The 12,285-nt window shown below is 43.5% G+C and carries 14 protein-coding genes; 12 read left to right on the top strand and 2 right to left on the bottom strand.

Annotated features, from left to right (window positions below; translation table 11 throughout):
* Positions 1-7 precede the first annotated feature (7 nt).
* Together AC0LWM_RS04075 and AC0LWM_RS04070 are read left to right on the top strand one after the other, a co-directional pair.
* The gene (locus AC0LWM_RS04075; protein ID WP_474673623.1) at positions 8-613 is read left to right on the top strand and encodes a hypothetical protein; all 606 of its coding nucleotides are present in this window, start codon (positions 8-10) and stop codon (positions 611-613) included.
* A gap of 196 nt (positions 614-809) precedes the next feature.
* Positions 810-965, top strand: a complete 156-nt coding sequence (locus tag AC0LWM_RS04070; RefSeq protein ID WP_474673622.1) for a hypothetical protein — start codon at positions 810-812, stop codon at positions 963-965.
* Here AC0LWM_RS04070 and AC0LWM_RS04065 read toward each other — a convergent pair whose 3' ends face one another.
* Positions 966-1,142, bottom strand: coding sequence for a hypothetical protein (locus tag AC0LWM_RS04065; RefSeq protein WP_474673621.1), 177 nt, complete (start codon positions 1,140-1,142; stop codon positions 966-968).
* A gap of 112 nt (positions 1,143-1,254) precedes the next feature.
* Between AC0LWM_RS04065 and AC0LWM_RS04060 the strand changes: the two genes are divergently transcribed.
* Both AC0LWM_RS04060 and AC0LWM_RS04055 read left to right on the top strand, forming a co-directional pair.
* Complete coding sequence (locus AC0LWM_RS04060; RefSeq protein ID WP_474673620.1) at positions 1,255-2,631, top strand: hypothetical protein; 1,377 nt, start codon at positions 1,255-1,257, stop codon at positions 2,629-2,631.
* Between the two features lie 6 nt (positions 2,632-2,637).
* Entirely contained in the window at positions 2,638-6,258 is a 3,621-nt protein-coding gene (locus tag AC0LWM_RS04055; RefSeq protein WP_474673619.1) for an LPD38 domain-containing protein, read from the top strand.
* A gap of 310 nt (positions 6,259-6,568) precedes the next feature.
* Here AC0LWM_RS04055 and AC0LWM_RS04050 read toward each other — a convergent pair whose 3' ends face one another.
* Positions 6,569-7,096 (bottom strand): helix-turn-helix domain-containing protein, encoded by a 528-nt coding sequence (locus tag AC0LWM_RS04050; protein ID WP_474673618.1) that lies wholly within the window; start codon positions 7,094-7,096, stop codon positions 6,569-6,571.
* A gap of 73 nt (positions 7,097-7,169) precedes the next feature.
* Here AC0LWM_RS04050 and AC0LWM_RS04045 point away from each other — a divergent pair, with 73 nt between their 5' ends.
* The 8 genes from AC0LWM_RS04045 (at position 7,170) to AC0LWM_RS04010 (ending at position 12,069) form a co-directional block, all read left to right on the top strand.
* The gene (locus AC0LWM_RS04045) at positions 7,170-7,376 is read left to right on the top strand and encodes a helix-turn-helix transcriptional regulator (RefSeq protein ID WP_474673617.1); all 207 of its coding nucleotides are present in this window, start codon (positions 7,170-7,172) and stop codon (positions 7,374-7,376) included.
* A 63-nt stretch (positions 7,377-7,439) separates the two neighbouring features.
* A complete protein-coding gene (locus AC0LWM_RS04040) occupies positions 7,440-8,291 on the top strand; it encodes a phage antirepressor KilAC domain-containing protein (RefSeq protein ID WP_474673616.1) in 852 nt (283 codons plus the stop codon).
* 193 nt (positions 8,292-8,484) lie between these two features.
* Positions 8,485-8,979 carry a hypothetical protein gene (locus tag AC0LWM_RS04035; RefSeq protein WP_474673615.1) on the top strand — a complete coding sequence of 165 codons (495 nt, stop codon included), beginning with the start codon at positions 8,485-8,487 and terminating at the stop codon, positions 8,977-8,979.
* Positions 8,980-9,475: 496 nt separating this feature from the next.
* Positions 9,476-9,637 (top strand): hypothetical protein, encoded by a 162-nt coding sequence (locus tag AC0LWM_RS04030; protein WP_474673614.1) that lies wholly within the window; start codon positions 9,476-9,478, stop codon positions 9,635-9,637.
* Positions 9,634-10,029 (top strand): hypothetical protein, encoded by a 396-nt coding sequence (locus AC0LWM_RS04025; RefSeq protein WP_474673613.1) that lies wholly within the window; start codon positions 9,634-9,636, stop codon positions 10,027-10,029. The genes AC0LWM_RS04030 and AC0LWM_RS04025 overlap by 4 nt, the downstream gene beginning before the upstream one ends.
* Positions 9,989-10,720 (top strand): peptidoglycan recognition protein family protein, encoded by a 732-nt coding sequence (locus AC0LWM_RS04020; RefSeq protein ID WP_474673612.1) that lies wholly within the window; start codon positions 9,989-9,991, stop codon positions 10,718-10,720. Before AC0LWM_RS04025 ends, AC0LWM_RS04020 begins: the two co-directional genes overlap by 41 nt.
* A gap of 100 nt (positions 10,721-10,820) precedes the next feature.
* Positions 10,821-11,279 (top strand): YhjD family protein, encoded by a 459-nt coding sequence (locus AC0LWM_RS04015; RefSeq protein ID WP_474673611.1) that lies wholly within the window; start codon positions 10,821-10,823, stop codon positions 11,277-11,279.
* A 103-nt stretch (positions 11,280-11,382) separates the two neighbouring features.
* Complete coding sequence (locus tag AC0LWM_RS04010; protein WP_474673610.1) at positions 11,383-12,069, top strand: helicase-related protein; 687 nt, start codon at positions 11,383-11,385, stop codon at positions 12,067-12,069.
* Positions 12,070-12,285: the final 216 nt, after the last annotated feature.

Below are 12,285 nucleotides of genomic sequence, written 5' to 3'. Positions count from 1 at the left end.
TTGTACAATGGGTAAAAACCATGGAAAAGGTGATCCCATGAAAAAAATGTCGTATATTGCATTAGGCATTATGATTGGAGTTGTATTAAGTTTATCAGTTACGGCGTATGCTGCAGACATTAAATCTCTTATCGGTAAAGTAGTCAAGAAGGAAACTCTTGTAAAAGTGAACGGTACAGATGTTGGCAAAAAGGCAGTTGTGATCGATGGGTCAAGCTATTTGCCTGTACGCGCATTCGCTGACGCAACAGGTTATTCTATCAATTTTGGAGGTCAAGGAGAAATACTTCTTGATAAGAAGGAGGAACAAAAAGTGAACGAAACTGCTACTACAACAGAACCAACGCAAGTAACTCAACAGACACAAACGCAGCAGCCAGAGCCTCCAAAAGTGGATTCTCCAGAAGAAATACAACGGAAGATCAAAGTAATCGAAAAAAACATATCGGACTTAAAAATAAGCATTACAGGCAATCAAATGGCTTTAACCGGATCGCCAAATGCTTCGCAAGAATTCAAGGATCAAATGAACAAATATATCACTGACGCACAGAACGAAATGGCTGACCTAGAAAAACAGAAATCCGATCTCGAAGCAGCAGCGCAGAAATAACCTTGCAAGCATAAATTAACAGTAGTATGATCAAAACAACCCGAACATTTGGCGCTAACCTGGGCGGGTTACTGGACTAAGAGGAACTCACCGAAGGAGCTCAACCTTTCGCGGTGAGTTTTCTCTTTGTACCATAAATTACTAGAGTCCGAGATATCGGGCTTTTTTTATTTCCTAAATTTGAGGAGGAATTACGATGAAACAAGAAATTAACGAGGAAATGGAAAGCACTATTAAAGCACTTTGTAAGTGGATCAAGGTTAAATGCGAAAACGGCGCCTCCAGCGAAGAATTGGCGGTTCTGCCGGAGGTCGTTTCCGCTACATCAGAATTGTACAATTGCTTGAGATAACTACTTTGCGGATGCCTCCACCACTGCATCGCAAATCTTTTTAAAGACTCTGCTTACTTCCTCAGCAATAGTGTCATTGCCAGAGGTTGGGGAAGATGCCGATTTGTTAGGAAAACCCATCTTTTCGATTACTGCTAAAGTTAATTCTTTTGCGACTTGAAGTTCTTCGACTCTCATATTTATACCTCCTTCCCTAAAATGTGACAATAGCAATCTCATTCTAGTGCAAAAGGATGATATTTACAACTAGCCGCTCATGCGGGCAACTTATTTTTAAAGGGGTGATACCATGGCAGTTGCAAATCCAACATGGATACGCGAATACATGAAAAACAAAGGTTTCCAAGACTCTCAAATTGGCTACGACAACAAGCGAAAGATGGTCACAGCCAACGGTCAAGACTTCTTCCAAGCCGACTACGACAAAGGCGGCAAGTCATACGGCGACGTATCAGCACTCGATAAAGCCTATAACACGTATCAGCAGAATCAAAAAAAGCCTGCAACAACCGCGGCCGTGACACCTGCTGCTGTTTCACAACCAGCGCAGCCTGATCCATGGCAAACGAAGGTGAACGCGCTCTATGATAGGTTGGATGCAGCGGCGAATAAGCAGTATGAAGCATACAAGCAGCCAGCGCCATTCCAATATGATCCGGAGAACGATCCACAGTATCAGGCTGCACTAAATCGCGCCAAAGCAAACGCCACTACAGCCACCAATAACGCTATGGTAAGCCTTGGTGACCGTGGAATAGGTAATTCATCCATCGCGGTAGATAGGGCAAATCAGATACAACAGAGCGAGCTAGGGCGCGTCAGTGACACGGTATTGCCGCAACTGATGGATCAAGCGTATCGACGGTACGTTGACGATAACAACAGGCAGTACGAACAGTACAAGGACCAGTACGGTATGTATCGTGATAACCTTGGTGATGTGCAGAATCTTATGTCCACTGCTAATAACTTGGGACAGCAAAACATATCAAACGAATATCTAAAGTGGCAGCAACGTCAGGATGAAAAGAAATCAAATCTAGACGCAGCTGTGAAGGTAAGTGAATTGACTGGTAAAGTAATCAATCCAACTGATGATTGGGGTGGGTTGTTCCGTCAGGCTAAGGGTAATGGTACGCTAAATCTACAAGGGCAAATGTTTGACTACAACAAACTCCAAGACCAGATTAAGAATGGTCAGTGGGATAAATCGTTTGATCTAGAAATGAAGAAGTGGGCCGATGCAAATAAACTCGACTGGGCGAAGTATGACTTGGATACAAAGAAAGCACTGGCTTCTATTGCGGTAGATCAAATGAACGCCCAAACTTCCCGTATGAACGCTAACACAAGCGCATCTTCTCTTGCTTGGTCGAAGAGTCCTGATAATCCCGACAATGCATATAAAGTATGGCAGATGGTTAATAACGGTCAAAACAAACCTATGAGCTACGAAGACGCATATAAGGCCATTGACGGTTCTCCGTTCATCAAAGATCAAATGGATAGCTTGGGTCAAAAAACAGGCTCTAAGGCGGTTACAGACAAATACGCACTAGGAAACTATATCATCAGCCTCAATCTACCTGAGTCTACAGCGAAAAGCCTTTATTCGCGCTACGGTTTGAAATGGGGTAGTGATAATTTAGGTACGAGTGGGAGATGATGTCTCATGGCCGAATCGTGGTACGATCGTAAACGACGCGAGTTAGGCGTTATATCCGATCAATCAACTGCAGTTAAATCTACATCTAGCGATACATCAAGTTGGTACGATCAAAAAAGAATGGATCTCGGACTAATACCAGATACAAGACCGAAAAAAGAGGTAAAGACGGGAGTCTCGAAAGAGACTCCTTCGTTATCTTCGCAGCCTTCGATGCAAACGCAAGAGTCTAAGCCGTTGGTTTCAACGTCGCAGCCTTCTCCAGAAGTTGTAGCAAAACGCGCTGCTTTAACAAACAAAGTAGCAAATCCTGCACAGACAGCGGATCAGGTCCAAGCAGAACGAAAGAAGCAAGCTCAGAACCAACGTGCTGAACAAGGTAAATGGTTCGACGAAAATGGACTCGGATGGTTAAGACAAAACGTGCTAGATCCGTTTGCTGGTTTTATGGATAATTTGCGTTATGACACAGCAGAAGGACAAGCACTCGATCGTGTGGGACATACGGCAGCTTCAACTGTCGGTCCAGCGATCGGACCAAAGCCGACAACGGGGAATAAGACAGCTGACTTAATCGCTGATATAGTCGGTGGTGTAGGCGGCTTTGTGACCAATCCATCACAACTCGAAGCTAATCTCGTTCAAGGTAGCTACAACGCCGTTGATAAACTCATGCAGACCGGCACAGGGCAAAAAGTGCTGAATGCAACAGAGAACGGTCTAAGCCGCTTAACGAACAAAGTTCTTCCGGGGTTATCGACAAAAGTCACGGACGGTATTGCACAGGGATTAGTGCGCGGAGCTCCGGCTAATGCACTACAGAGTGTCGTACAAGGAGCGAATCGGGGCGAAACAGATGTCGATCAAGTCGCATTAAACGCAACGTTAGGTGGCGTTCTAGGTGGCGCCGGCGATGCCCTAGTGAGTGGTGCGGCTCCATTGGTGAAGGATGGTTTGAAGAAGCTTGTTACGAAAATTGGGGAGGCAACACCAAAGCCAGTTGACCGCTTAACTCCATTTGCAAAGACCGGCCCATATGATGCCCTCAGAACGGAAACGAAATCACATATTGTTTCGGGACTTTCCAAAGAAAGCAGCCCACTAAAGTCAAAAGTGGATCAAGCATACATCAATTTCGTGGACGACTTGCACAGTCTGAACAATTTCGATAAGCATGTTGAGGCGGTACTTGGTAAAGAGTTACGGCCGGGGGAGAAAGCGCATCAACTGGCATTGAATAGCCGCGGCGCGGACATGATTTCCCATCAGATTCTTACTGATAAACTGGTGGATAGCTCAGGCAATGTCGTCGGTAATTCCTTGAAGGACATCATGAATCAGCTTCCGAAAGGGAAGTACAGTGACTTCGAGGATTACATGCTCAACCGGCACGCGATCACTAGGGCAGAACGTGGTGAGAAAGTGTATCCCGACTCTATGAAATGGACACCAGAAAGCGGAGCGCAAAAGATCGCCGATCTCAATGCGAAACACCCTGAGTTTGCGAAAATCGCTGATGAATACTACCAGTACAATCGGAACATGGTCCAATCATGGCTTGTTGATACCGGCTTACTTTCCAAGGAGCAAGCGGAAACTTGGTTCAAAGAAAATCCTTTCTATGTGCCGATGAAACGCCATTTCAGCGAATTGGAGAAGATGGGCGGCACTAATAATCGTGCTAAAGGCGGATTCGTTGGTCAGAAGGCGCCGGTTAAGGGCTACTCGAAAACAGGTTCGCAAAGGAAGATCAAAAGTCCGCTCGAATCGACTATCGAAGATACTGACGCATTCGTAAAAGCAGCGAAAAGGAATCAGGTCGGCCAAGCTTTTGTAAGGAATATCGAGCAGAATCCGGAAGCATTCAAAGACATCGCAGAGATCGTGACACAACCACCCAATAAGCTGCCGGACATTACAAAGGGTCTATTAGACAGCGAGAACGGTCTTGATGACGTAATAGTGCGTTTCAGCGAAGAATTCGATAAGGTAATGAAGCATGAAAGCTTGGATAAGGACAATATCGTCCGTGTCATGATGGACGGTAAGCCGGTACATGTTAAGATTCACGATAAGCAACTACTCGAAGCTATAACTTCACTAGGGCCAGATGGCGGTAATTGGCTTCTAAATGCGATCGGCAAGGTTACGAACATGATGAAAACCCTGACCACGGGGATTAACCCTGTATTCAGTCTGACGCGGAATATTTTGCGCGATATCCCGCAAGCGTATATCTCTTCTAAGTCAACAGGCATACTGCCACACAAATTTGCTTATGACTTATTAGACTCTTTTGTAAGTATGTTGAAGGATGGCGATATGTATAAGTCATTCAAACGCGTTGGTGGGGGCCATTCGAGCCCGATTGCTGCGGATAGAAACATGCTCGCAAGAAGTAAAAGCGCGATATTACCGCAATCAAAGCTAAGGGGAATTGTTCCAAAAACGTTTCGCGGTCTGGAGAATATCATGAACGCTGTTGAGTCAGCACCACGGCTTGGTGAGTATAAACGGCTTACCAAGGATGGTACTCCAGAATCTAAAATAAAGGGATTGTTCGAGGCGCAGGACCTAACTACAAACTTCAAACGCCGTGGTAAGTATGGCAAGGAAATCGACAAGGTTTTTCCTTACTTTAACGCGGCCATGCAAGGGTTGGACAAGATTGCGAGAACCTTCAAAGATAATCCTGTGAAGGGTACTGCAAAGGCATTTGCGTCAATTACTGTACCTACAATGGTTCTGTATGCAATCAATCGGAACGATCCTAACTATCAGCAAGTTAGCCAGCGTACAAAGGATAATTTCTTGTTGATTCCAAAAGGTGACGGAACGTTTTGGAAGATCGCCAAACCCAAGGAAATTGGCACGGTGTTTAGTGATTTGCCGGAAAGGATAATGCGTTCGTGGGCCGATGAAGACCCGGAGGCGTTCGATCAATTTGCACAACAGATTATGGATACATTCTTACCACCTGGAATAAGTGGAGCGGTGAAAGGTACATCAAAAGAAGGGCCGGTTGGAGGATTAATCGGAGCGGCCGGTGATACAATCGCTGGGCCAATTGCTGATCTTCAAGCAAACCGTGATTTTGCGGATCGGCCAATTGTTCCCGGGTATCTGCAAAACTTACCTGCAGAGTATCAATATGATGACAAAACCAGTGAAATTTCGAAGGGTGTAAGCGAGCTTCTGAGTAAGATCGGGTTAAAATCATCGCCAAAACAATTAGACTATCTGCTCAAATCATATGGCGGCGTCATCGGTCAACTCGGCATCCCAGCATCTTCGCAAGGGGGATCGTTGTGGAATACCTTAACCAACCAAGTTACAGCTGATCCGTTGTACTCTAATGACGCCATGACGAAGTTTTATGATAAGTTGGACGAACTAGAGAAGGCGCGAAATGTAAAAAAACAAACTGGCGAAACGACGCCCGAATTTAACGAGCCGCTGCGCAAGTTGCTTAACCGAACTTCGGATAACATCTCGGACATTCGGAAACAAATGCGCATAGTCGAAGCCGATAAGTCTCTATCATCAGAAGTCAAAAATAATAAGTTGCGTTCACTGCAGGAACAGATGATTTCACTCGTCACTGAAGCCAATAAAAAAGCCAAGTAATCGTTGCGGTAACGTGACACTATATGGTATTTTTAGGTATGCGGCTGGAGGTGAGTTAATTGAGGTTGTTTTCTATCATCAAGGACGCAATATTCTCAACAGTCGGCATTATTATCATAGTGTGTGTCATCGGGGGATTTGTTGTATATCAACTTATACCTGGAGTATTAGGTTTATTTGCTTGGCTATTGTATTTCGTAGTTCTAGGGCTTGTATTAGAAGCATTAAAGCGAATATGGATGTTTATCAAAAAGATATTCCGGAAGTCAAAAGACACCTCTATTTAAGGGGTGTCTTTTGTGTTATATAGCTATTCATCTAAATTCTTATTGAGATAATAAGTTTTTTTGTATATTTCATATTCAGCATCCCAAAACTCCATTGTAAACCGTTCTTCAGGTACACCGGGAATTGTTTTTAAATAATCAATTAGAAAATTAAATGTATCTTCTATTGTCTCTTTTTTGTGCAATAAGGTTTCTTTCGTACGGCCAAGAATTTCAATTTTTTTATCAAGTTCTACATCGGATACTGAATTCAGAATTTCAATCGAAGATTTAAGTCGGCGCTCGGATACTTCAAATGACCTACGGGCCGATAGATAATGGTTTAATCTTTGATGACCTTCAATCGTAAAATCGTGTGCACCAATAAGAAAGTCAATTGATTCTTGGGTAATTGTAAATAATTTTATTAGAGTATCAAGGTTTGGTTCCCGTTGGCCAAGTTCAATCTTTGAGTAACCTTGCTGTGAAATACCTATCTTTTCAGACATTTCTTTTTGGGAAAAACCAAGTCTTTCTCTAATCCAACGCAGACGATCTGAAAAAATTGACAAAAATATCACTCCATTATATTGACGATGTACTACGTTTTGGTGTAACATGAAAACAGAAAGGGGTGAACATACAATGGCAAAACCGAAAACTCGACTTGAATACCTGCGCAAAATAAACTTCTTATCCCAGAAAGAAGTCGCAGAACATCTTGAAATGTCGCAACAGTTCTACAACAAGATCGAAAAAGAAAAGGCTAGATTGACGATTCAAGTTGCAAAAAAGCTAAAGGTGATTTTCAAAGTGGACTACATTGATGATCTGATTGATGAAGTAAGTTAATCCATTTCGTTGTATGTTTACTATTCTATACCTCATTGAGAGGTAACACAAGGAGGAAAGGATATGGATAATCAATTGATTTTGTTTGAAGGTCAATATGAAGTAATGATACTGACTAAAGAGGATGTCAATTTCGATTTTACTGGAGAATTTTTGATTCGCGCTCGTGACATCTCAACTGTTCTTGAATATCAAGGATCGTCGGCAACCCAAGAAGTGTTGAAGTTTGCAAAACCCGATCAAATATTTCTAGTTAAAAACTCTAATATGGTGAATCGCCATATTAGGATTCATAATACCGGAGAAACATATGTAACAAATCTTGCGTTAAATCGCATATTAGGCAAGTCAGAAAAACCTAAGGCTGCTCCTTTTCAAGATTGGCTGTATGAAGAAATGCTACCATCAGTACAAAAGCATGGAGCGTACATGACGCCTGAGACTATTGAGAAGACACTCAGCAATCCCGACTTTATTATTAGCCTTGCAACAAAACTTAAACAGGTAAATGAAGAAAAAGCATTACTTCTAGCAAAGATTGAATCTGATAGACCAAAGACTTTGTTTGCTGATTCCGTAACCGCAAGTAAGACAAGCATTCTTATAGGCGAGTTAGCAAAAATTCTCAAGCAAAATGGTGTCATGATAGGTCAAAATCGACTGTTTGAATGGTTGCGAGAAAATGGGTACCTAATCAAACGCAAAGGTACCGACTATAACATGCCAACGCAAAAAAGTATGGAACGGGGTTTGTTTGAAATCAAAGAAACAAGTGTTACCCATTCTGATGGTCGAATCACCATTAGCAAAACACCAAAAGTAACTGGAAAAGGACAGGTATACTTCGTTAATAAATTTAAAAATGATGAACCGCATCAAATGTCTAAACAAATTGATGTAGGTGTGACTGTATGAAATATTAATGATTGTTCCAGGAAGGGTGACATCGTTGCATTTAAGGGTAATTGACTGCATCAAAACAAATAAACCTGACTATTTCAAGATGTATCAAAAAGCGTTTGATAATTGCCTAGACAGAATAATCGTATCCTCAATAAAGGACATTGAGTTAATCGAAAGAAAACGAATTGTCTTATACGGAGTGAAATTGATTAACCACCAGGAAACAAATAGTTTAGATTACGATGATCTTGTTCTCAGATTCAAATGCATCGACTTCGTGAAAATAATAATGTGCACACTCACAGTCGGGGAATTCGAGAACATTTTTCCGATTGAAAAAGATTACGATGGCAACAAATACGGAGTTAAAGACTATTATTACACGAAAAATTCTCTTAAAAATATCGATGAGGACAAGCCGATCGGACATGAAATCGAAGATTTGCTGTGGGACTACCAAAATCTTGACGTTCGTATGTTTGGGGTAAATACATTATCTACAGTCAGCGACATTCGTCGTTTAGAAGGGCAAAAAGGACTTATGGAAGAGTTCTTAGAGGGCGAGGGAATTACAACATACACCATGATAGAGGATAACAACAAGAAATATCTAATCAACAACGACACCGGCGAAAAAACAGTCGTAAAAAAGCCCATTCCGCGTTACTTAAAATTGGTCAAAAAAAATTCGCCTTCATAAGAAGACGAACCGCCGTTCACCTTGTTCCCAACCAAGAGCCTAGGTGAACATCATCACAGAGGGTATAACCCATACATAACTCCATTATACCTTAATACACCAAGAAGTAAACGGTTATGCCCTCTACAGGAGGGAAAATATGGACGTCCATGAGATGCTCGAAGACTTCGTTAACAATGCAACGATAGAACAATTGAAATTATTCATTCGTAAATTAGAAGAAATCAATGATCCGCGATGTGACCAGTTAATTCTTGGTGTAAACGAAATTTTCGGATAAGGAGGGACGCCGTGAGGTGTAGAGATGATCCAAATCAAGTATAGACACTTGGAAACTTTTATGCTACTATCTAATCAGACCGAAAGCATCGGCTACAGAGTCCATTGGGAAAGCATCCCATGGGCTCTTTTTGCGTCCAGGAAAGGTGTGTTGCTGTTGATCCAACCTATCATTGACTACTGCATATTCGAAAGATGCCCAAAGGAGCAGAGTGTTGTGTACAATGCGATAAAAGCGGAACACGGCGAAGAATACGCCGATAAATGGACGTATGAGCATATATTCGAGTTCGGATCGGATGAGCTTAAAGAGGCCGTATTCATCGTTACCGGTGGAGTTGCGCCGGGGAATAAACAAAAGGAGCGTGAGGTCAGTTGAATAAGTATGTAGACCCGAAATTCATTACAGGTATCATAACTATTATAGCCGTGGCATTGAACAATAAATTTGGTTGGCATCTGGATCCGCAAAAGCTTGTTGCATCAGTAGCGCTAGCCATCAACTTTATTGTGGTTCAAATCCTGGTCGATGTGAAAACCGGAAAGCCTTCATTTAACAGCACGAAGTTTGTGACAATGATCTTCGCTTGCGTGGTGATCGGGTTTTCGGAATACCTTGATATTGAATTGGAGGAAGAATCGATTTGGTGGATTGCCGGTACTGCCGCTGCGTTTATAACCGGAAAAGGCGTCAAAGATATCGTAACGCAAAAGAATGGAGGTGCCGCGAATGCTAAGGAATATTACTCTGATACCGACCATGCCGTATAGTGTTCCACCGATTGAAGATATAACGGATAAGCTGCCTAAACGCGGTTCGTGGGAAACGATGAAAGGCAAGAAATACACTGTTAAAAATACATGGGATGGTAAAACGTATCATACCGGACTTAGAAATTCCGAGGAAATCGATACGATCGTAATCCATCATTCTGGCCCTCCAGAGGGAACATTGGAAAGTCATGCGAATTACCACGCTAAGAAGTGGGGCGCCGGGATCTCGTATCATGTGGCAATCGATCAAGGCAGGATTAAGCAGGTGAACGATTTACTCTCGTTCACTTATCACGCAGCCGGTCATAACACTTATACGGTAGCCATTATGGTAAACAGGGATTTGAGCAAAGGGGATTTAACAAGCCAGGAAAGAGAGCTGCTTTACGCGGCCATTTTAACGGTTAAAAGTGTATTGCCAATCAAATACATCAAGGGTCATAATGAATTATGTCCGACAGCTTGCCCGTGTACATCTTTGAATAAAATTCGTGAAGATGTCGCGGCGCTGGAGCATCGAATGATATACAAAGATACTGATGCTGATAAAGTGGCGCGAGCAACGGCCGTGTTTGCTCGAATAAGCGATCTATGGGGAAAGGCCAGCAAGGACGGGCCTTATCGGAAAATGGCGCTGCAAGATTTGTTGATACTGGAACCATACATGAAAGAACGTGGCTTACTCTGAAAAGGGTAAGCCTTTTTTGTTTGCCCACATTCCCCCACTTGAATAATCCTCCACCCATCGCCTATAATACAAACAAATGTTCTTGTATGGGGTGATAATGATGACCGATGAGAAATGGGATCCACACACAACGCTACGTGGTGATCAAAAGGCTATATTTGACCGCATGGGACCGGATAAATCTGAAAAGAATGAGATCTTTGCAAACCGTGATGAGCTGCTCACGATACGCGACTTTGTCCTTCTTCCGATGCTTCTCACCTATGTGGAAAATGGACGAAAGAGCGCGGAGCGTATCGACCATCCGCTAAAGCAATTGTTTTTAACGGCGATTGATGTTCTGATGGACCGGATACATGCCGACATGGTGCAGGTGCGTAAAGCACTGAAGGCTGCCAACATTAAGGTGTGGGAAGATGAACAACGTGATTCAACGATATGGTATAGATATCTCTGCCGCGGGTATGAGGATCGGTTTGCGTTAACGAGGGATTTGGTGCGGGCGGAAATGAGTGTGCGGTTGGGGAAATACTTTGCCGGGGTGTTTAGGGCCGAATAGGTCCTTTTTTATTTTCTTCATTATATTAACCATAAAGCTAGTTAACAACAAGGGATTTCATATACCTATTATCTTGTATGGGTTTCCCTATCACAACGATCCTATGCTGGAATATGCCGCGCGCAAAGTATGCAAGCCGCTAGGGAAATACATCTTCCTGTCGGCTACGCCGCCCGCGCATTTGCAGCAGCTGGCTCGGCGCGGCAAGCTGCCGCATGTGAAGGTGCCCGTAAGGTATCACCGGCACCCGCTGCCAGTGCCAAGATGGATTCATACGAAGCCGCTGCGGCAGTGGCCAGCTCATAAGGGACTGCCGAATAAGCTCGAAGCTGTGCTTCGGGCATCGCTCGGACGTGGCGCTCAGCTATTCGTGTTCGTGCCGCAGATTAAGAGGATTGATTCGCTTGTTTCCTTACTCCGCAAAACATTTCAAGATGTTTCAATTGACGGTACCTCATCAAAGGATGATGGGCGTTCGGACAAAGTCCGGCGATTCCGCAGCGGTGAAATTCGGCTGCTCATCACGACGACTATTTTAGAGCGGGGCGTAACGGTTCCCAAAACCGACGTCGTCATCCTCGACGCAGATTCATCTCTGTTCGACGAAGCTTCGCTCGTCCAAATGGCGGGCAGGGCCGGGCGCTCCAAGGATGATCCGGCTGGCAACGTATATTTTTGCTCGGAAGCCAGAACGCGTTCCCAAACCGGGGCTGTGAAGCAGATCCGCATGATGAACCAATTAGCGAAGAGGAAGGGATACCTACTGACGGCAAGAACGGTTAAATTTTAACGAATGAAACCATAAACAGAGGTGCGTGAGTATGCAGCCAATAGCCCCAAACCGATTTTTCCAAATCTTAAGGTGCTTACTTGACAAAGTTCATGCTTCGTTCCGGGCCGAATCTCATTCGTGCCTCTACTGTCAAAAGAATGGGCCAGCAAGCATCTTGCCACAACTGTGCGAGACATGTTACTCGCAAATACCGTGGATTTACCGTGTTCAATG

This window comes from Paenibacillus sp. sgz302148 (assembly GCF_056120465.1).
This window is presented reverse-complemented; position numbering and strand designations above follow the sequence as displayed.